This is a genomic window from Sphingobacterium sp. CZ-2 (assembly GCF_004526235.1).
GTDB lineage: Bacteria > Bacteroidota > Bacteroidia > Sphingobacteriales > Sphingobacteriaceae > Sphingobacterium > Sphingobacterium tenebrionis.
On sequence record NZ_CP038159.1, the window covers coordinates 876415 to 896228 of the forward strand.

Sequence of the window (19814 nt, forward strand, 5' to 3'; positions counted from 1 at the left end):
TCTTTATATAAGCGAGGTGTAAGTGACTTACACCTTGAGCCTAATTTGAAACAAATATGTATATTTAAAGGAGATAAAAATAGCATGACATATTATATTATTGCAGGAGAAACTTCGGGAGATCTACACGGTGCGAATCTGATTAAGGCGCTGAAAAAAGAAGATCCTGAAGCTGAATTCCATATAGTTGGTGGCGATCAGATGCAGCAAGCATCCGGCGTTAAACCATTAATACATACCTCAGAAATGGCTTTTATGGGATTTGTTGAAGTATTAATGAACCTAAGAAGCATTGCTCGCAACCTGAAGAAAGTAAAAGCCGACATACAGCGAGTGAATCCTGACACCCTTATCCTCATCGATTTTCCTGGTTTTAACCTGAAAGTAGCATCCTTTGCGAAAAAAATTGGCCTTAGGGTTTGTTATTATATTTCCCCTAAAATATGGGCCTGGAATCAAAAGAGAGTATACAAGATCAAGCGATTGGTCGATCATATGTTCTGTATTTTACCATTCGAGGTCAATTTTTATAAACAGTTCCACTATAAAGTGGACTATGTGGGCAACCCGCTTTTGGATGCCATTTCTAGCTATGAATTCAATCCTAATTTCAAAGAAGAGAATGGTCTTTCCGATCTGCCAATCATAGCGCTGTTACCGGGTAGCCGAAAGATGGAACTGGAGTATATTCTTCCAGAGATGGTGAAGCTTCATAATTTTTTCCCGGTACACCAATTGGTCATTGCTGGAGCACCGAATTTTGATTATAACTATTACCAAAGTTATTTTGGCGATTACCCGATCAAGGTGGTATTCAATCAGACCTATGACCTATTGAAACATGCATCTGCCGCTGCTGTGACTTCCGGTACGGCCACCTTAGAAACTGCCCTCCTACGCGTTCCGCAGGTTGTGGTCTATAAAGCAAATCCAATCTCTGTTGCTATAGCAAGAAGGTTGGTAAAAGTGCAATTCATTTCCTTGGTCAACCTGATCAACAACTACCTCTCTGTTATCGAATTGATCCAAGAAGATTGTACAGCCATGGATATGGCCAACGAATTAGGGAAATTAATGAATAACCCGGAACATCGGGCAAGCGTGTTGGAAAACTATGATGTATTGATCGAAAAAATGGGTACTCCGGGTGCATCGGAAAAGACGGCAGCCTTAATAAAAGCATACCTGACCGAAGAAAATTAAACTTTTTTACCAATTCCTTGTCTGTATTATATAGGAGATAGAAAAATGAAATATATACTTAGTATAGGTTTGATGATGTGCAGTCTGATAGGCTTTTCTCAAACCACCGAACATATCACGAAATTAGAACTTGGAAAAAAGGAGAAGAAGACCTTTAGCAAGGGCGATTCCACTATGGTCATTAAGATCGATACCTTGATCATGAAAGATAAAGCCAGATTGGATTTCTTTGCAAAAAAAGACGTGAAATTGGAAATTGGGTATGCGGAGATCGGAAACAATGTAGTGATTACGGGAACCGATAGTAAGAATAATGCGACCAATTTTGACATTAGTTCCAATTTTCAACAATTAGGTTCTTTATTTATCATTGCTCGAGGATTTGATGCGTTCAATGGAACAAGAACTTTCCCGAATGGAAATGGTGGAAAAGTAACCCTTGCCTATAACGACAAAGGTATTGTACCACAAACCAAAGAAAAGAACAAGAAAAACTATGTATTTGTAGATGTTCAACCCGGCGGTTTAAGTGTGAATCCAAGCTCCGAGATCAGACAGATCTATTCTAGGATCGCCATGTCGCCAGGAGGATTAAGAGGATTGCCGCAGGGGCAGATCTACTCTGGATCTCCAGGTATGGAAGGAAAAGTAGAAATCAAACCCATGAATTAATGGGCAAAGCATAAGGATAATGGCGTCAATTTTTTGACGCCTTTTTTATTTTATGTAAATTTAGGATATGAAAATATTAGCATTTGCAGGCAGCAATAGTCGGCATTCCATCAATAAAAAACTGGTGACCTCGGTATCAAAATATTATAAAGAATCAGATGATAGCATTGAAATACTAGATCTCAATGATTATGAGATGCCGATCTTTTCCGTAGATCGGGAAAAAGAGGATGGTATTCCGGAGCTCGCCCATGCATTTGCGGCAAAAATCGACGCTGCGGACCTGTTATTGATTTCTCTTTCTGAAAACAACAGCAGTTATAGTGCGGCCTACAAGAACATTATGGATTGGGTATCCCGGATTAAAGGCAGAAAAGTCTTTGGCGATAAGCCTGTATTCCTAATGGGTACCAGTGATGGTGCGCGCGGAGCACGATCTGTATTGGAGGCGGCCGAGAATCGGATGCCTCGCGATGGAGCCAAATTATTGGATATTTTCTCCCTCCCTACCTTTTATGAAAACTTTGAAGAAGGTAAAGGTGTTACAGATTTAGCACTGCGATCAAAATTGGAAGCAATGGTCAGAAAAACCAAAAGAACAATGAAGGATAAGTTAGCTGCTAAAAAAGATTAAACAAACTGAACGATAAACAATTAAACAATACATATCATGGCAAAAAAAGTTTTATTATTAGTAGGCGATTACGTAGAAGATTATGAAGCAATGGTTCCATTTCAGGCAATGGGATCTGTAGGTATAGAAGTTGATGCTATCGCTCCTGATCGCAAGAAAGGAGATGTTGTTCCTACAGCCGTTCATGATTTTACCGGAGATCAGACCTACAAAGAATTGCGAGGGCATAATTTTGCCATCAATAAGGATTTTGATGCTGTAAATCCAGATGATTATGACGGTTTATATATTGCGGGTGGGCGCTCTGCTGAGTATATCCGTTTAAATAAACGTGTGATCGAGATTACGAAAGCATTCTTTGAAAAAGACAAACCCGTAGCAGCCATCTGCCATGGTATTCAAGTATTGACTACCGCGCAGGTATTAAAAGGCAGAACTTTGACAGCTTATGTAGCGGTAGGTCCGGACATTGAACTTGCTGGTGGTACATGGAAGAACATACCGGCAGATCAAGCCGTAGTTGATGGCAATTTAGTGACTTCTCCAGCTTGGCCAGGTCACCAAGAAATTCTGAAAGAATTCTATAAACTCTTAGGTATCACAATTAAATTATAATGGCCAAACAACGAAGTATTAAAAAGATTTGGTTGTTCGCCATCCCTTTGATATTGATTTTAGGATATTTCATCTATGATGCCTATTCCCAACCCAATATCAAAGACTTGCCGGGCGATTTTGAAGAGGTCGCTTTTGTAAGGAATGAAAACAATAAAGGGGGAATCATCCGTATCTACGCCGTTACGGTGGGCGATCCTTTGAACGCACAATACGACCAATGTGCCGATCTATTTCCGGTAAATGATTATGGAAGTATTACGAAGATTTACTTTTTTGATAAAAGCAAACCCTTCCCTACCAGTTTACAATTGGAAGATCCGCACTATGATGCTGAAAAATATGAAGCAATCAATATTCTCAGCAGAAGGGGCGTAAATAAATAATTAATAGATAATTAGCATAGGGCAATCTTTAATAAAGATTGCCCTATTTTTTATATTATAATTTTTATAACTAATTTTTACTTGTTAAATTTTAATAATATAAATTTTTATTTAATTTTGTTTCAACAAACAAACATTATTAACACTATTCTTTATGAATAAACACGCTTTCCAAAAAGCTAAGAATAAATATGTTGCACCCACTATCGGCGTAATCATCCTGCAGAAAGAGCAATATTCGGCCTTGATCCAAACCAGTCATCCGATAATAAAACATCCAAAAGAAAATTCCAATCCTCAAAAAAACAATCTTTAAAAACGCTTTGTAAGGTTATTTGTTTTAAAAAAAAGGCAGGTTATTTATTTAATAATTTGTTAATATTTAAGTAACTTATTCCAAACAAAGCCCTTTCATATTTGGGCTATCATGAGTATAACAGAAATGGCGAGTAAATTTATTCCAAGAGATATCAGTTGGTTAAGTTTTAATGGGCGAGTATTACAAGAAGCTGCGGATCCGGAAGTTCCTTTAGCCTTAAGAATCAAGTTCTTAGGTATCTTCTCCAATAATTTAGATGAATTCTTTCGTGTTAGGGTCGCTGCTTTAAAGCGGGCTGCAGAAATCAACAACAAAATAACCAATAGTTATTATTACGAAAGTCCGAACATCATCCTGGAAAAAATCAACGAGCTTGTTATCAAACAACAAAAGAAATTCGATAAGATCTGGCTCCAGGTGCAGAAGGAAATGGCCAAACAAAAGGTATTCATCAAAACTGCTGAACAGTTATCCCAGGCCCAATTAAAGTTTGTAAGGGAATATTTTGAAGAAGAGGTCGAAAGCAGTATCATTCCCCTTTTGTTGGATGAAACCCGACCATTACCTTACCTGCGGGACAAAAGTCTATTTCTAGGTGTGTCCATGAATAAGGAAGATTGGCAATATGAAACCAAGTTTGCGATTATTGAATTGCCCTCAAGGCAATTAGGAAGATTCGTGATCCTGCCATCCCCTAAAGGCCAGACCCATATTATACTCATTGAAGATGTGGTAAAGGTAAATCTCCCTTATATTTTCTCCTATTTCGGTTTCGATCATTTTGAAGCCAACACGTTCAAAATCACGAAAGATGCGGAATTTGACCTGGACAATGATGTCAATACCACCTTGGTAGAAAAGATAAGCAAAGGAATCAAGAACCGTAGGAAAGGAAAACCGACGAGGTTTGTGTTCGATCAGGATATGGATCAGAAACTATTGGAGTTTTTGATTCGAAAATTGAGTCTCAGCAAAAGAGACAGTATCATCCCTGGCCAGAAGATCCATAATTTCAAACATTTCATGGATTTTCCGAATGTCTTTAAATCGTATGAAAAGCCAATAGAAAGAACCTCCTTTGAGCATCCTGAATTTACAGGAAAGGAAAGGGTTACCGATATCATCCTTAAGAAGGATGTACTTCTCTCCTTCCCATACCATGAATTCCGCCCGATGATCGATCTTCTACGTGAAGCGGCGATGGATCCTGACGTGAAAACAATCAAGATTACCATCTATCGAATGGCATCCAATTCCAAGATTGCGAATGCTTTGGTCAATGCCGCACGAAATGGCAAAGAAGTTACGGTGATGTTGGAATTAAGGGCAAGATTTGATGAGGAACAGAACCTGGAATGGAAAGAACGTTTTGAAATGGAAGGTGTTAAAGTATTGGTGGGACTTCCGAACAAAAAAATCCATGCTAAGTTATGTATTATTAAGAAAAGGGTTCAGAATAAAACGGTACAATATGGATTCGTGAGCACCGGAAACATCAATGAAAAGACGGCAAAGCTTTATGGTGATTATTGCTTAATGACGAGCAATAAAGGCGTCATGGCAGATATCAATAAAATATTCAATACGCTTCAGAAACCGAAGCTTCCATTGGAACAGACGATAAAGAACAACAAGAACCTGATGGTCTGTCCTACGGATATGCGGATCCAATTGATTGACCTTATAGAAAAGGAAATCGTTGAGGCTAAGGCTGGGAGAAAATCACATATCATCATCAAAATCAACTCTTTAAGTGATAAGGAGTGTATTAAAAAACTATACGATGCAGCAACGGCTGGCGTAAAGATCGACCTGATCGTTAGAGGGATTTATTGTGCGGTCAATCAGAAAAAATTTGTAGAGCCAATACACGCGATCAGCATTGTGGATGAGTACTTGGAACATGCTCGTGTATTTTATTTTTACCATGCGGGTAAGGAACTAACCTATATATCTTCAGCAGATCTCATGACCCGAAACCTGGACCATCGAATCGAGGCAGCTGTTAAAATCCACTCCAAGAAATTAAAGCTTGAACTAAAGGATATGTTGGAGATCCAGTTAAAGGATAATGTAAAGGCAAGGAACCTGAACAAGAAACAGGACAATGAATATGTGAGCAATGATAATTTGCCATTCCGCTCGCAGATAGAGATTTACAAATACCTTGTTGAAAAGAAAATGGCCGTAGAAGAAGAAGGTCAAGAATCTTAGGTATTTTTATTTTGCTAATATTTTTAGTATTTTAGTAAAAATATTGGGCAAATGGAAAAATCATTTATCAACGGAAGAGGCGCGCAGGAGAATGTACATAATGTGTTTTTCAAGGAATCGTATGTTCAGGAGCATGTGGAAGGAATTGATGATTGGGAGCAGGATAAACCAAAAACAAACTTTAGCATTGTCCATCCAAAAAGTATAGTCAATAAAGTCGAAAGCCCTGATGTGGGTATGGAATACTCCCTCAATCCATATCAGGGATGCGAACATGGTTGTATCTATTGTTACGCCCGTAATTCCCATCAATATTGGGGCCTTAGTGCAGGTTTGGACTTTGAAACAAAGATCCTGGTTAAAGCCAATGCTCCGAAATTATTCCGCGAATTTTTGCAGAAAAAATCTTGGGATGGTAAAGTTATTTCGCTGTCGGGCAATACCGATTGTTATCAACCACTGGAAAGGAAATTTAAACTGACCAGGTCCATTCTAAAAATTGCACAAGAATTTGGTCAACCTATCAGCATCATCAGTAAAAACAGTTTGGTACTACGAGATGCAGATATCTTATCGGAAATGGCAAAAAAGAATCAATGTGCTGTTTTCATCTCCATCAATTCCCTGACCGAATCCACCCGGCAACTGTTGGAACCTCGAACCGTAACAGCAAAACAGCGTTTAAAAGTATTGGAGAATTTAAGTGCGCAAGGTATTCCTGTAGGCATCATGTGTGCACCCGTAATTCCTGGATTAACAGATCATGAGATTCCGAACATTTTGAAAAGTGCAGCAGATGCAGGAGCTAAATGGGCAGGTTATACTAATGTGAGATTGAACGGAGAAATAGGAAAGATTTTCGAGAATTGGCTTTTCCAAGCTTATCCAGATCGGGCCAATAAGATCTGGCATAGTATTCAAAGTTGCCATCATGGAAAGGTGAATGATAGTGAATTTGGGAACCGAATGAAAGGAACCGGGAAATTAGCGGAAATCATAAAGGACACTTTTAAGATGCATTGTAAAAGAAATAAATTAAATGAAAGTATACTTGAATTAGATTCTTCGAATTTTCGTAATCGCATTGATAATCAGCTTAATCTATTCAATTTTTAAAGGTTTAAACATGAATATTTTAATGTTAAGTAATGTTAAATTAACATTGTAACAGGTATGTTGCACACATAGTGGCACTTTTCTTGGTTAATAGTTTGAGAGTTTTACAAAACACTAATAACTATTTAAACAAAAAATTATTGTACTATGAAAACAACATGGAAATTACTCAGTCTACTATTTGTCGCATTATTAACATTTTCAGCTTGTTCTAAAGATGATGATCCTGCAGATAATGACTTTTTTGTAGATAATTACAAAGGAACTACAAGTTATGTGAACACGAACGGTGATGATGATGTAGAAAGCGGACAAGGAACAGTTTTTGTAACCAAAGTTGGAGATACTTATAACTTCGGTTTTGACAGAAATATTCCTAACATCAATGGAATTAAAATGGAAAAAGGAGATAATAACAGAATTTTCTTCAACTCTGATGCATTAGGTTCTATTACCATCAATCAGGATGATTTAACCATTCTTTACCATACTGATGGTAAAACTTGGACAGCAAACTGTAAAAGAGACTAAAAAAACTGTAATAGAAAATATTCGAAATACAGATTAATTTAAAAAAAGGCTTTCAATAAATTATTGAAAGCCTTTTTTTCTTTTCTACAGTTTGCTTAAAATCAAGGTCGTTTTAAAAAGGTTTGAATTGCTATTGATAAATAACTGCTGATTCTCTGCGTATCTTATCAATAGTCGATCCTTAAAAGCCATCATTTCAAGATTGTTGGCTTGATCTTCCAAATAATGATTGACGCGATTACTTACCTCCACCTGAAGATGTTGGGAAGAACATTGGAATTTGATTTTAACAGGATGCTCCTTCATACTATTATATCCGTTTACCAAAGCATTGATAATTGGCGGAACGGTGATCAAAGGATAAATCTGCAATTGAGGATCATGAATCAGAAACTGTTTTTTGATTTCCTGGGATTCAGCATTTGCTTGATTCCATAAGGATAATATCCCTTCCACAAATCGGACTTCTTTTTCAACCGACCATTTTATGTTCTCCGATATGGAATAAGCCCCAATTTGTAATTCGAAGAGCGCTTTTATTAATGGTTCTTTCTGCTCATTTGCCTTAATTAGCTTTCGAAGATCCGTTAATTCCCTAGCTTTAATAAAAGAAACTTCCGCTTTTAAGGAAAGTATTTGATCTTGAAGTTCACTGATTGTTGTTTTTTTCTTAGACCAGAGCATCGGACTACTTCCCTCCTTCCAAACCGCTGACTCCACCAGAAACAGCCAACTTCATAGCATCTGTGGCCGACATATTTAATTTCTGGACTTTATCTGAACTGACCACCACGATCTGTCCAGCTACGGAATAGGAATATGGGAAATAAACAATCACTTCACCCGGCAATCCAATAGCGGTTAGATCCTTTTGCGTCAAAAAGCCAACCTTTTTAAGCCCCATATCATTCACTACAACGAGAACAGGTTCATTGAACTTCTTGGCATCTCCAACAAAAGCCTCCGTAAAATCTTTAATGGAAGAATAAAGTGTATTGAATAAAGGGATCTTTTTAATGGTCCTGCTCAACCAGGCCTTGATCGGTTCTGTTACCAAGGTGGTAAATATCAACCCCACCAAAGCCAATAAAAGGATAACAGAAAGGATACCTATTCCAGGGATGTATAATGGATGTCCTTTTTCATCTTCCAGGAAATGCTCTGTAATGTTTAAGGCGCCATCAATACTGGCCACTAACCATACGATAAGGAAAATAGCTCCGGCAACAGGGGCTACTACTAATGTCCCCTTGATCAAATAATAAAAAAATCGTTGAAAAACTTTTCTAATCATTTTATTCGTAATAATAAACGCGTTTAACCCTTCCAGAAATATTCACCAATAATTCATAGGGAATAGTTCCGATATCTTTTGATGCCTGCATCAGGTCTGGGAAAACCAATACCTCATCCCCTTCCTTCACTTCGATATCCGTCACATCCAGCATACACATGTCCATGCAGATACTACCCACTGTAGGAACCAACTTTCCATTGATCTGCATCTTCCCAACCGATTGACCAAATCTGCGATTATAGCCATCCGCATAGCCAATCTTTACAGTTGCAATCTTGCTATCGCGGTGTAAGACACCTTTTCGATCATATCCTATCGTTTCTCCGGCCTTAAGTTCCTTCAATTGGGTCACTGTAGTACGCAAGGTACTCACTTGCTCTAAGTTTTCCAATTTCCGGTCCATATCCACCCCATATAAACCAATTCCCAATCGGACCATATCAAAATGTGCCTCAGGCCATCTGACGATCCCCGATGTATTGGCAACATGGCGGATAAAGTTATAGCCTAGCCCATCTTCCAATAGTTTCGCGCTTTGCGAATAGGTATCAATCTGATATTGCGTAAATTCATCCTGTTTTGGATCGCCTGATGCGACTAAATGGGTGAAAAATGATTGAACGACAACCTGATCTTGTGATTTTAACCGATCAATAACTGCTGGAATTTCTTCTGGAAAGAATCCTAGACGATGCATGCCTGTATCCAATTTCAGATGTATCTTATAGGATTTTATTTGTTGATCTTTTAAAAAGGCGATGAAATCATTCAGAAAGGACATGCTATAGACCTCAGGTTCCAAATCATGTTTGATCAATGCGGAAAAGGTATCCGCATCTGGACTGAGCACCATGATGGGCAATGTAATGCCCGCAGAACGCAATTCTACCCCTTCATCTGCAAATGCGACTGTAAGGTAATCTACTTTCGCAAACTGCAATAGATTGGCAACCTCAAAACTTCCACTACCATACGAGAAAGCCTTCACCATGGTCATTAATTTAACCTGTGGCGGTATCAAAGAACGATAGACCATCAGATTATTGGTCAGAGCATTGAGGTTAATATCCAATACCGTTCCATGCGATCTTAATGCCAATCTTTCCACCACTTTTTCAAATTGGAAGATTCGGGCACCTTTGATCAGCACGCTTTCCTTTTCGATGGAAATATTATGGAGATCTTCCAGCAGGCTGGCCGTTGTTGGGTAGAACAATTTTTCAGGAATATGGAGTGCTGTTAGAAAATCATAATCCTTACCTACCCAGATCAGCCTTTTCAAAGACTGGCCGTTCAATATCTCTGACAGCTTTTTTTGGAACTTCTCGTTCTCTTCCAGACCATCCATTTCAGAGAGAATGATGCTCTTTTTTTGGTATTGGTTCTGCTGCTGCAAAAAGTCCAAGGATATTTTTAAGGATGCAAGATCGTTGGAATAGGAATCATCAATAATAGAACTGTTATTGATCCCTTTTTTCAACTGAAGTCGCATCTCGAGGGGTTTCAATCCATAAACCCGCTGCTGGATATTGGCGATATCATATTGTAAATTTAGCATGATAGCCACGCAGGAAACCACATTTTCAATAGATGCTTTGTCTGTAAAGGGGATTTTTAATTGATGGATACTGCCCTTGTATTGAATATCCAACTGTGTTTCCTGCCCTACTTGCTGTTGTTCTAGCAATTGCAAATCATCTTGTTCCAGATACCCCCAGGAGAATAATGGTTTATTTTCTACCATTTCTTTAGGAACATAGGAAGAACCTGCAATCAATAGGTTGCTTTCTTTGAAAAGCTTAAGCTTTTCCGCAAGTTTTTCTTCTTTGGATTTGAAGTGTTGGGCATGTGCGATCCCTAAATTGGTAAATACACCAATATCGGGTTTAATCATTGCTGCTAATGCATCCATCTCACCGGGCTCACTGATTCCTGCCTCAATAATGGCCAAATCATAATGTCCCTGCAGGTTCCAAAGGGAAAGCGCCACACCGATCTGCGAATTATAGCTCTTGGGACTCTGGTAAACCTTTTTATCTATACTCAGCATCTGTGTCAACCAAGCTTTGACTATGGATTTACCATTACTGCCGGTAATCCCAATTATGGGGAAATGGAATTGTTTTCGATGATATGCCGCCAGATCTTGGAGGGCTTTTAAGGTATCATGTACTTTTAGTACATTCACGTCGGTTTTGTCCATTAAAAATGGAACATCCTTACTGATTATAAAGGAACGGATACCTTGATTATAGGCATCGGCAATAAATTCATGACCATCGCGGGTGGCAGATAGAGCAAAAAACAAACTTTCTTCTGGCAGACTGATTTTTCGGCTGTCGTAGACTAATTCACTGATCTGCTGATCAGAATTAGGAATTCTGATAGCCATCCCCCCTACGATTTCATTAACTTTACCTATCGAATACATTATCTATTAAATATGCAACGAATTTCATCATTTTTTCGTTAAGTTCAGCATTTTTTGAAGATTTGCAATATGGATGAAGCGTCAAAAAAGAAGAAGGTATTAACGCCTTTGGCAGCCTTGAAAAAAGCTGAAAGTTATTGCGCCTACCAAGAGCGTGCTCAACAGGAAGTTAGGGATAAGCTGTACGATTGGGGACTGCATATGGAGGATGTGGAACAGACCATCTCCAAGCTTATAGAAAGCAATTTCCTGAATGAGGAACGGTTTGCTAAAGCGTATGTATTGGGTAAATTTAGGATGCAGGGTTGGGGAAAGATCAAGATAGTTCAACAGCTGAAACTTAAACGCATTTCGAAGCCATTGATCCAGATCGCGCTAAGGGAGATTGATCTGGATGATTATGAAGCGAAATTAACTGGGATTATTGAAAAGAAGATTGATAAGCCAATTGCTAAATTATCATACCAGGAGCGTTCCAAATTAGTGCGGTATTTGATGGGAAAAGGTTATGAAACAGATCTGATTTTTAGGATGCTAGGGAATCGGGATGATTTAGATGGATAAATTTGGTTTCTAATGATAAGTTGTATAATCTCTATCATTTTAGATTATTCATACAATTTGATATCTCATAAAAAACGAGGCAGTTAGAGGTTTAAAGGGGTTAAAACGGTATATTTTTTCAGATAAATACCATATTTTTTTTGGAGGGAATGGGAAAATATCTATATTTGCAACACTTCAAGCGAAAGTAGCTCAGTTGGTAGAGCACAACCTTGCCAAGGTTGGGGTCGCGAGTTCGAATCTCGTCTTTCGCTCAGTTGCCTAGGTGGTGGAACTGGTAGACACGCAGGACTTAAAATCCTGTTCCTGTTAAAGGAGTGCGGGTTCGATTCCCGCCCTAGGTACGGAAAAAAAGCTCGTCGGATGACGAGCTTTTTTAGTTTTATAGTATTTAGTAGTTAGTATTGGATCATACCGAAAGTTTGGGGGGTAAAGATTTTTAAGCATATAATTTCATCACTCTGTACAGGAAGAATGTTGTGTCCCTTACGCCACGAAAGACACTCCTAAAAGCTTTGAGTTTTGCATTGAAAGATTCTGCCGAGGCATTGGTGCTTCTGTTATCGAAGTAGTGTAGTATATATTGGTGATGTGCTGCAATGGATCTTGCCACGCTCTCAAAGGAAGCAATGCCCGCATTCTCAACCTGATTGTGCCACAGACCTAGCTTTGTAAAAGCTATCTTTTTGTCCCTGCATTTGTTGAATATGTCACCCAGGGCAATTCCAAGATCATAAGCCTGTTTTAGCTTGGGAAACCGCAGGAACAACAGTTCAGCTCGGTTTTTCTGGCTTTCCGACCATCTGCTTGGATGTTTGAACAGCAGGTGTCTCGACCTGGCCAATAGCTGTTTGAGCGTATCACCATTGGGCAACAATTCGGGTTCATATGGGATCCCTCTCTTTCGCGACTCCATTATCTTCTTGCTTTCTGCATCCAGGACTTCCCAACGATATTTGATACGGAGTTCCTGTACTGCATCATAGGCCAGTTTTTGGACATGGAACCGATCGACCACACGTCTGGCATTCCTGAAACACCTTCGGATAGCCTTGGCCATGTTGGGGGCCATATCCATGGTCACCTCCTTTACCCTGTTCCGTGAGCGCAAGGGTATCCGATCAAGAACAGCCATGATATCCTCAGCCTTAGTGCCCTTAATAGTTGCCAGGATCGTTCCTTTACGCCCCTTTGCCGATTTACTGCTAACAATGGTATATAACTCACCATTGCTGAAGCTGGTCTCATCTATGCTCAGATGTTCCGAGATGTTTTCAGGAAACAATGTCCAGCTCTCGGCATGAGGTTTTTGGTCCCAATCATGGAAATCACTGAGGTGGTTCTTGTACTGATCCTGGAGTTGCTTGCCGTCCATTTGGAAGAATAATCCTACCAATTGGGTGCTTACAGGATGGTTATCCAAATATCTTCTTTAAAAAAAGCCCGAATTCCGTAGTCATTCGAGCACCCTCACGCACAAGGTTCCAATCTCTTGTAATGATCTGTCCGGTATCCAGGACCGTCCAGCGACGACGACGGATATGTAGCGTAACTTTCTGGCCTCGAATGGGAAAGTCCGAGATCTCGGTGGAAGGCATGAAGCCCTTTGACTCCAACCTGTTGTTCTCATAGCCTGTCGGAGCAATATTAAGTTCATCTAAATAAATATGGAGCTGATTGTCGACCTGATCGACTTCTATGATCTGAAAGTATACCAAAAGCCCTTCGGGCATCAACAAGGATAGTAATTTACGTTCGGCTTCTTGCAAGGGATAACTGTTTTAAAGATGCTAAACTAAGAAATTTTTAGTATTCCCCCCCAAGGATTCAGCTTGATCCTTAGTATTGAGTATTTAGACCTATGGCGGCCTGGGCTTGCAACATCTCCGCGTCATTGCGAGGTACGAAGCAATCTTTATCCATGTCATGGTGAGCGAAGTCGAACCATCTGTTCGTAAATAACCATACTTACAGATCCTTCGACTAAGCTCAGGATGACCAAAAAGAAAGATTGCTTCGTTCCTCGCAATGACGATGTGTCTGCTTCCTCGTGCTTACTCGAGATGAGGGAGGAAGCAAGAATAAACAAAAAAAGTCGATGCTTTCACATCGACTTAAAATTATCAAACCATCTAAATATTATATTCAATCCACTTACGGACAGGCAATCTTTTTTTGTCCATATCCCCTGCCGACAACAAATGTAGTATTTGATACCCTTTGAGTAACAACAACAGTATTAGATGAGGTAGTATTCCAAGGAACTTTATTAAACTGTAAACCCGCTTTAAGAATTAATGGAAATAACGGTCCTCCATCTGTTTTACTACCCAACATCGTTACCTCACCAGTTTTACTGATCATAATCCTTATAATTGGAGCTGTATCAGTACCTGTTAATTTCCAAATATCTGGTACAGCAACCCCATTTACCGTTTTCCCATATTCTGAACCATCTAAGAACCTGATATTCTGAGAAATGATACCTTCACCATTTGCTGTGTTATCATAAGTTTGAAATTGAATCTGTGCGGTATCCAAAGCCGAAGTACCAAATATCCTTGTATTGTTCACCCTCATATTAATGGCATTATCCAATAATTTAATATCAAAAGTGAATCCGTAATCAGATGCAGGCGCAGAAAATGATCTTGTCAACAACTCTCCATTTTTATATTCCTTCCCAGTTACTGGATCTATACAACCTGTATAGGTTGAGTTAACCTCGTATCGCCAGTTCAATGCATCATCAGCCATTTTTACCTCTTGCGTACATGTTCTAAAGTTTAAGTTCAAATTATACTTACAACCTGGTGTTATTTTGATATTCTCAATTTTAAAACCTGTTTTAGTTTCATCATTTATCGTGATTAATCCAAAAGTTAAGGTCTTGGCCGAGTTTTGCGGGTTTATCAATAAAGTCGGATAACTTATTATTTCCCTTATTCCTACTGATAAATCTGGAAAAACAACAATCGCATCTGTACTTTGGTTATTTTTATAAGTAAGTGTTCCGTCTACAAAATTAAAGGTTGCACTAGCATCAACTTTACCTATCGTCGTATTTTTTAAATCCTTAATAGTTCCTGTCATTTTCGGATCCATAGTCAACTTAGTGGTAATCATGCTGTATCGATGTTTCATAATAACCCCTAAGTAATTATCTCCCACGTTTAAAGTCCTATCTTTAATTACCTGAACCATCAAATCCTGACTTACATCTAATAACTGTGCATTTGCAAATGTCTGAACACCGTTTTTATAAGTTACATTAGGTAAATTATTTGTTTTACTATTTATGGAATAAATAACAAAGGTATAAGGTACTTTTGAATCTAAAGCGATAAAATTATTAGCTGGATTAGTTCCATAAACATAATCTTTCGTGGCTTTAAAAGTCCCATTGGAATTATAAACAACCACCCGATAATAAACACCTGGAGTTAATTTATTCCTGACTACAGTTGCTGCGCGAAGACCATTATTTGAGCTCTGAACAGTTCCTCCACCAATAGATTTTTGAATTGGTCCGTTATCCTTTTCCATCACAACATCTACTGAGTAATCGTCAAATACCAAAGTAGTATCTTGTACCACTCCCGAAGGTGATGAACCTGCTCTAGAACTCGATTTCTTCTCAAAATCAATTTGGTCTTCTTCATAAGAAATACCATCAATGGAAATATTGACTAAAGAACCATCTTTTACCACTGCAGGATTATCCTCAGATTTACTACATCCAACAACAAAAAGCATTAAGATTAAGGGTAAACTCAAGCTTAATCTCCTAAAATTATTTTTTAAATTTTTCATTTGATTATCGCTTAAGAATTACCAATCTATGTTTCTATTGTCATCTGCTTCCTGTTCCCATTCCTCATAAATTTCTCCATTATTATTATAAGGATACAATCTTGCAGATCCTACAGCAATATCAGCCTCCATGTGTATCTTCACGACGCTGACCGTTGGTGAACTATACTTTTTTTTCATTTTTGGGTAGATTTCTAATTACAGCCGAAAAATTAAGGGATGGGTAAATCCTTTACATACTTAATAAAATCAACGGTAATTAATTTTTAACTCGTTTTATTTTTCTAATAGATGTGTGGTACAATAGTTGGCTGTGTGATTGACGCTACTATACATCACAAATGTAAAAAGGATTTATGGAGCAAGAAAATTTTGCGTATGTGTTTATACGCCTAATTAAGATTATGTAGTGTTAGTTCTACACTAAGACCAAAAATGGAAAGATATGTATGACATATTGCTATTGATAAACCTTTACCCAATCAATTTCCATGGCAACTGGGAGTTGCTTTTGGTCTACTTTCCCCACCCAATTTCCTCCTAATTGCTGATCAATCAAAATGAAAAATGGCTGATCATAAGGCCATTGGGATTTGTCGACACCTGCTTTTCGAGGATAAATGAAGGTGTCCTTACCATTCAATTGGAACACCAACCGATCAGGATACCAACTTAATCCATATACATTGAATTCCCCTGCATCCACAGGAGCAGTACCCCCATGCGGAGGATTTTGTTTTTGTCCTAAGTTTAGTGTATAATGCGAATGCGTAGTTTGATAGATGATCTTATCAAAGTTCAAATGTTCCATGATATCGATCTCTCCGTTCATAGGGTATTTTCCATATTTATCCAGCTCCGCCAACATCCACATGGCTGGCCAGGCCCCTTGTGCGGACCCTAATTTAGCACGGATTTCGATCCGGCCATACTGAAAAGCAAATTTCCCTTTAGACCAAATACCACCAGTAATGAAAGGCCTTGGGTCCTTTAATGTATCAGGATTGTTGATCCCAAGTAAATGTAAATAGCCATTTTCCAAGTGGAAAACCTCATCTTCCTGACTCATATGCCTATTCCAATCCGAACTCCCAGCTGGAATCCTCGACCATTTTGTGGTATCAATCTCTTTGCCTTCAAAATCATCCTCCCAGACCAATTTCCATTTTTTATCCGAGCGATTTTCTTTTTGGAGATAGATATAGGGCTTGTCAATCATTTTCTGATTTACTTTACAGGCAGAAAATAAGCAAAATGCAGTCCCAACGAGGATAAAAAATCTTTTAAGAATCATGGTTTTTAGGTTGATGTTTTCCGAAACTACCTCTTTTTGACCTAATTTCAAAAGCAGTAGGTAGAAAATTATAATGCAGCATGTAGAAATTAATAATGAAGCAGGTAGTAATTAATAAAGCAACAGTTAGAAATTAATCCTGTATCTTTAAATAATCGAAGATTCAAGCACTTTTTCGTACAGATCCAACAAAAAAATGAAAATAAACACCTTTCATCCAGTAGATTTCAAAAGGCTCTTTATCGGAAATCCAACCGATAAATTGTGGTTTCAAATGGATATTGATCATTTTTTCATTCATTCCTTCCATTCGGAAAAGGTAGATCTTAAACTTCCCCTGCCCTTGCACAAAAAAACAGTGCATGATATTATGTTCATTGTGCATGGAAGTTCCGCGAGATTGGCAGGTCTCCATCGCTATGAACTTAAAAAAGCTGATCTACTTTTTGTACCTAGGCTTACCGCTTCCAATACCGAATTTATGACCGCGGATATCGAAGGGTATTATTGTCATTTTTCGGATGAAATGCTCCAAACCCAGCCGTTATTATTGGATTTTTTTAACCAAATGATCCTACCAACCTACCTTCATTTTCCTGAGCCCAATTTCCAAAGAGTAAATAAGCTCTTACAATCACTATGGGAGGTCAGTAGAGAAAAGAAAAATCAAACAGAGCAATCCAGATTACAAGCCTTTTATTTAGCGTGTATATTGGCTGAGATCAGCCTGCTGATCAAGGAAGAAAACCAGCAAAAGCCAAGTAAAGGAAACAAATTATACAAGGACTTTTTGAGTTTAGCGAAGACCAAAATCATGCACGGTTGGACCTTAAAACAATATGCTGATGCATTAAATATAACACCGAACCACCTCAACAAAACCATTAAAATGCTGAGTAACCGCTCAGCCAACGACTTATTGAATGAGCTAAAAATTCAAGAGGCAAAAGTCCTGTTGTTACAAACCCCTTCTACCCTTGCAGAAATAGCCTACTTACTCGGTTTTACGGACCAAGCACATTTCGGAAAATTCTTTAAAAAACACAACAACCATACTCCTAGCCAATACCGTAAAATGATTGATATGTACTAAATAATGCGTCTTAAATAATATATTCTACATCAAATCCAGCATAATTTTGCCGATGTAAAATATTTATTAATAAGCATGAAATCAGTTCATATCCATTTATTGTTATTCGTTGTTCTTTTAGGGATCAACAAAAGTTTTGCTCAAGGACCTCCAGCAGCTCAAGGCGGAGCACCTGTTATGAATCCACCTGTATCGGTAGAAATGATGGCAGGAAGCCGTGGTCTATCCTACCAAATGATCGTCAACAAAAAGTTCCAGAGTGTACCTCGTTTGGGATTCTTTTCCGTAAGTAATTTTCAGACCGATTGGAAATCATCAGCCATGCGTGATTACATGATGCAAGGTAATCTTACCTTAAGTTTGGTTAAAGGACTGGATATTTCATCTGGATTTATCTGGACTCCTTATACCGGAATCCGTCCTTCAGCAGGTATCATGTACACTTTTGCGAATAGAGATTGGTTGATCGTTGCCAATCCTCGGACCGATTTGACCAAAAACGCCAACATGGAAGTTTTGGCCTTGGCCGAATTCAAACCGATGATCAATGAGAAATTAAAATTCTACAGCAGATTGCAGGGCCTATACACGCAGGATACCGGGATTGGCGAGCACGGTAGAAGTTACATCATGGCTAGAGCAGGGATTACGATCAAAGATGTAACCTTTGGTGCTGGTGCTAATTTTGATTTCTATGGTCCACAAAAAATCAAAGACCATAACATTGGTGGATTTGTAAACATCAATTTGTTCTAATCCAGCTCAAATGACAACTATTTATTAAAGGTAAAATAAACATTTATTCTAAGTAAAAACACCCATCTACCTATTCATGTAGGTGTAAAAGGCAATCCTTTCTGGGTTGCCTTTTTCTTTCTAATCTGTAAAAACATACCTTTAAACACTTATAATATCATTATATTTAGCGAAACGAAGAACCATTTTAACATTATCCATGGAAGAAATAAAAGCATTACCCAACCTATCATCCGAAGAAGTACGCGTATTGGGATCCCTGTTAGAGAAATCCAAGACCACTCCAGAATATTATCCAATGACCTTGAATGCCTTGCAGACGGCCTGTAACCAAAAAACTTCCCGCAAACCTGTGGTCAATTATGATGAAAGCACCATCATCAACACCTTGGATAGTTTGCGAAAAAAAGGATTGATTTCAACGGTTGTTGGTGGAGGTAGTCGCGTGACGAAGTATAAACATAACTTGGCTATACAATTCCCCTTATTACCCCAAGAGTTAGCCGCCTTATGCTTACTATTCCTAAGAGGGCCTTTAACAGGAGGTGAAATCAACAGCAATTCGGGGAGATTGTACGAGTTTGAATCCTTAGAGGAAGTACAGGAACTGCTCCAAAAATTAAGCACAGATGAACCTACCTATGTACAGCAGCTATCAAAGAAGCCAGGACAGAAAGAGGCCCGGTTTGTTCATTTGTTTTCGCCATTTGATGAGGAAGCATATGAAGAAAGCTCCGCGTCGGAAACCGAAGCTAATACAGGAAAATATGCCCAATTAGAAGAACGGGTCCAACAATTGGAACAACAATTGGCTACCCTTCAAGCTTCCTTTGATAAGCTTATGGAAGAATTAAGCTAATAAAAACAAATCCATCA

The 19814-nt window shown here is 38.5% G+C and carries 21 protein-coding genes and 2 tRNA genes; 15 read left to right on the plus strand and 8 right to left on the minus strand.

Going from position 1 to position 19814, the window contains the following annotated elements:
* Positions 1-84 precede the first annotated feature (84 nt).
* The 9 genes from lpxB to E3D81_RS03965 all read left to right on the plus strand — a co-directional run bounded on the left by lpxB (position 85) and on the right by E3D81_RS03965 (position 7690).
* The gene (gene lpxB, locus E3D81_RS03930; RefSeq protein WP_134776488.1) at positions 85-1203 is read left to right on the plus strand and encodes a lipid-A-disaccharide synthase; all 1119 of its coding nucleotides are present in this window, start codon (positions 85-87) and stop codon (positions 1201-1203) included.
* Positions 1204-1248: 45 nt separating this feature from the next.
* Positions 1249-1875, plus strand: coding sequence for a hypothetical protein (locus E3D81_RS03935; protein ID WP_134776489.1), 627 nt, complete (start codon positions 1249-1251; stop codon positions 1873-1875).
* Positions 1876-1942: 67 nt separating this feature from the next.
* Positions 1943-2509: an NADPH-dependent FMN reductase gene (locus E3D81_RS03940; protein WP_134776490.1), complete on the plus strand. Its 567-nt coding sequence runs from the start codon at positions 1943-1945 to the stop codon at positions 2507-2509.
* Positions 2510-2545: 36 nt separating this feature from the next.
* Positions 2546-3124, plus strand: a complete 579-nt coding sequence (locus E3D81_RS03945) for a DJ-1/PfpI family protein (RefSeq protein WP_099367846.1) — start codon at positions 2546-2548, stop codon at positions 3122-3124.
* Positions 3124-3510 (plus strand): hypothetical protein, encoded by a 387-nt coding sequence (locus E3D81_RS03950; protein ID WP_134776491.1) that lies wholly within the window; start codon positions 3124-3126, stop codon positions 3508-3510. The genes E3D81_RS03945 and E3D81_RS03950 overlap by 1 nt, the downstream gene beginning before the upstream one ends.
* Before the next feature lie 154 nt (positions 3511-3664).
* Positions 3665-3826 (plus strand): hypothetical protein, encoded by a 162-nt coding sequence (locus tag E3D81_RS17180; RefSeq protein WP_167554224.1) that lies wholly within the window; start codon positions 3665-3667, stop codon positions 3824-3826.
* A gap of 111 nt (positions 3827-3937) precedes the next feature.
* Complete coding sequence (ppk1, locus tag E3D81_RS03955; RefSeq protein ID WP_209023099.1) at positions 3938-6043, plus strand: polyphosphate kinase 1; 2106 nt, start codon at positions 3938-3940, stop codon at positions 6041-6043.
* A 51-nt stretch (positions 6044-6094) separates the two neighbouring features.
* Positions 6095-7159, plus strand: coding sequence for a PA0069 family radical SAM protein (locus E3D81_RS03960; RefSeq protein ID WP_134776492.1), 1065 nt, complete (start codon positions 6095-6097; stop codon positions 7157-7159).
* Between the two features lie 147 nt (positions 7160-7306).
* A complete protein-coding gene (locus E3D81_RS03965; RefSeq protein WP_134776493.1) occupies positions 7307-7690 on the plus strand; it encodes a hypothetical protein in 384 nt (127 codons plus the stop codon).
* Positions 7691-7774: 84 nt separating this feature from the next.
* Here the strand turns inward: E3D81_RS03965 and E3D81_RS03970 are convergent, their stop codons facing one another.
* From E3D81_RS03970 to E3D81_RS03980, 3 genes are read right to left on the minus strand one after another with little or no spacing between them, the layout of a single operon-like run.
* A complete protein-coding gene (locus E3D81_RS03970; RefSeq protein ID WP_134776494.1) occupies positions 7775-8410 on the minus strand; it encodes a hypothetical protein in 636 nt (211 codons plus the stop codon).
* The gene (locus E3D81_RS03975) at positions 8379-8984 is read right to left on the minus strand and encodes a DUF502 domain-containing protein (RefSeq protein WP_099367874.1); all 606 of its coding nucleotides are present in this window, start codon (positions 8982-8984) and stop codon (positions 8379-8381) included. The genes E3D81_RS03970 and E3D81_RS03975 overlap by 32 nt, the downstream gene beginning before the upstream one ends.
* Position 8985: 1 nt before the next feature.
* The gene (locus E3D81_RS03980) at positions 8986-11418 is read right to left on the minus strand and encodes a bifunctional UDP-N-acetylmuramoyl-tripeptide:D-alanyl-D-alanine ligase/alanine racemase (RefSeq protein ID WP_134776495.1); all 2433 of its coding nucleotides are present in this window, start codon (positions 11416-11418) and stop codon (positions 8986-8988) included.
* 69 nt (positions 11419-11487) lie between these two features.
* On the opposite strand from E3D81_RS03980, the gene E3D81_RS03985 reads away from it, so the two are divergent.
* The 3 genes from E3D81_RS03985 (at position 11488) to E3D81_RS03995 (ending at position 12326) form a co-directional block, all read left to right on the plus strand.
* On the plus strand, positions 11488-11982 hold the full coding sequence (locus E3D81_RS03985; protein ID WP_134776496.1) for a regulatory protein RecX: 495 nt from the start codon (positions 11488-11490) through the stop codon (positions 11980-11982).
* 181 nt (positions 11983-12163) lie between these two features.
* Positions 12164-12236, plus strand: a tRNA-Gly gene (locus E3D81_RS03990).
* Between the two features lie 5 nt (positions 12237-12241).
* Positions 12242-12326: transfer RNA gene (locus tag E3D81_RS03995), tRNA-Leu, on the plus strand.
* 95 nt (positions 12327-12421) lie between these two features.
* On the opposite strand, the gene E3D81_RS04000 is transcribed toward E3D81_RS03995, so the two are convergent.
* The 5 genes from E3D81_RS04000 to E3D81_RS04015 all read right to left on the minus strand — a co-directional run bounded on the left by E3D81_RS04000 (position 12422) and on the right by E3D81_RS04015 (position 17014).
* The gene (locus tag E3D81_RS04000) at positions 12422-13405 is read right to left on the minus strand and encodes a transposase (protein ID WP_245153279.1); all 984 of its coding nucleotides are present in this window, start codon (positions 13403-13405) and stop codon (positions 12422-12424) included.
* The gene (locus E3D81_RS04005) at positions 13398-13751 is read right to left on the minus strand and encodes a transposase (RefSeq protein ID WP_134776497.1); all 354 of its coding nucleotides are present in this window, start codon (positions 13749-13751) and stop codon (positions 13398-13400) included. Before E3D81_RS04005 ends, E3D81_RS04000 begins: the two co-directional genes overlap by 8 nt.
* A 385-nt stretch (positions 13752-14136) precedes the next feature.
* A complete protein-coding gene (locus E3D81_RS04010) occupies positions 14137-15795 on the minus strand; it encodes a fimbrillin family protein (protein WP_134776498.1) in 1659 nt (552 codons plus the stop codon).
* Positions 15796-15813: 18 nt separating this feature from the next.
* Positions 15814-15939, minus strand: coding sequence for a hypothetical protein (locus tag E3D81_RS17560; RefSeq protein ID WP_262708800.1), 126 nt, complete (start codon positions 15937-15939; stop codon positions 15814-15816).
* Positions 15940-16255: 316 nt separating this feature from the next.
* On the minus strand, positions 16256-17014 hold the full coding sequence (locus E3D81_RS04015; RefSeq protein ID WP_134776499.1) for a glycoside hydrolase family 16 protein: 759 nt from the start codon (positions 17012-17014) through the stop codon (positions 16256-16258).
* A 271-nt stretch (positions 17015-17285) separates the two neighbouring features.
* Here E3D81_RS04015 and E3D81_RS04020 point away from each other — a divergent pair, with 271 nt between their 5' ends.
* The 3 genes from E3D81_RS04020 to E3D81_RS04030 all read left to right on the plus strand — a co-directional run bounded on the left by E3D81_RS04020 (position 17286) and on the right by E3D81_RS04030 (position 19797).
* Positions 17286-18182, plus strand: a complete 897-nt coding sequence (locus E3D81_RS04020; protein ID WP_134776500.1) for an AraC family transcriptional regulator — start codon at positions 17286-17288, stop codon at positions 18180-18182.
* Between the two features lie 75 nt (positions 18183-18257).
* Positions 18258-18938 carry a hypothetical protein gene (locus E3D81_RS17340; protein ID WP_180268504.1) on the plus strand — a complete coding sequence of 227 codons (681 nt, stop codon included), beginning with the start codon at positions 18258-18260 and terminating at the stop codon, positions 18936-18938.
* 199 nt (positions 18939-19137) lie between these two features.
* Complete coding sequence (locus tag E3D81_RS04030) at positions 19138-19797, plus strand: YceH family protein (protein WP_134776501.1); 660 nt, start codon at positions 19138-19140, stop codon at positions 19795-19797.
* Positions 19798-19814 lie beyond the last annotated feature (17 nt).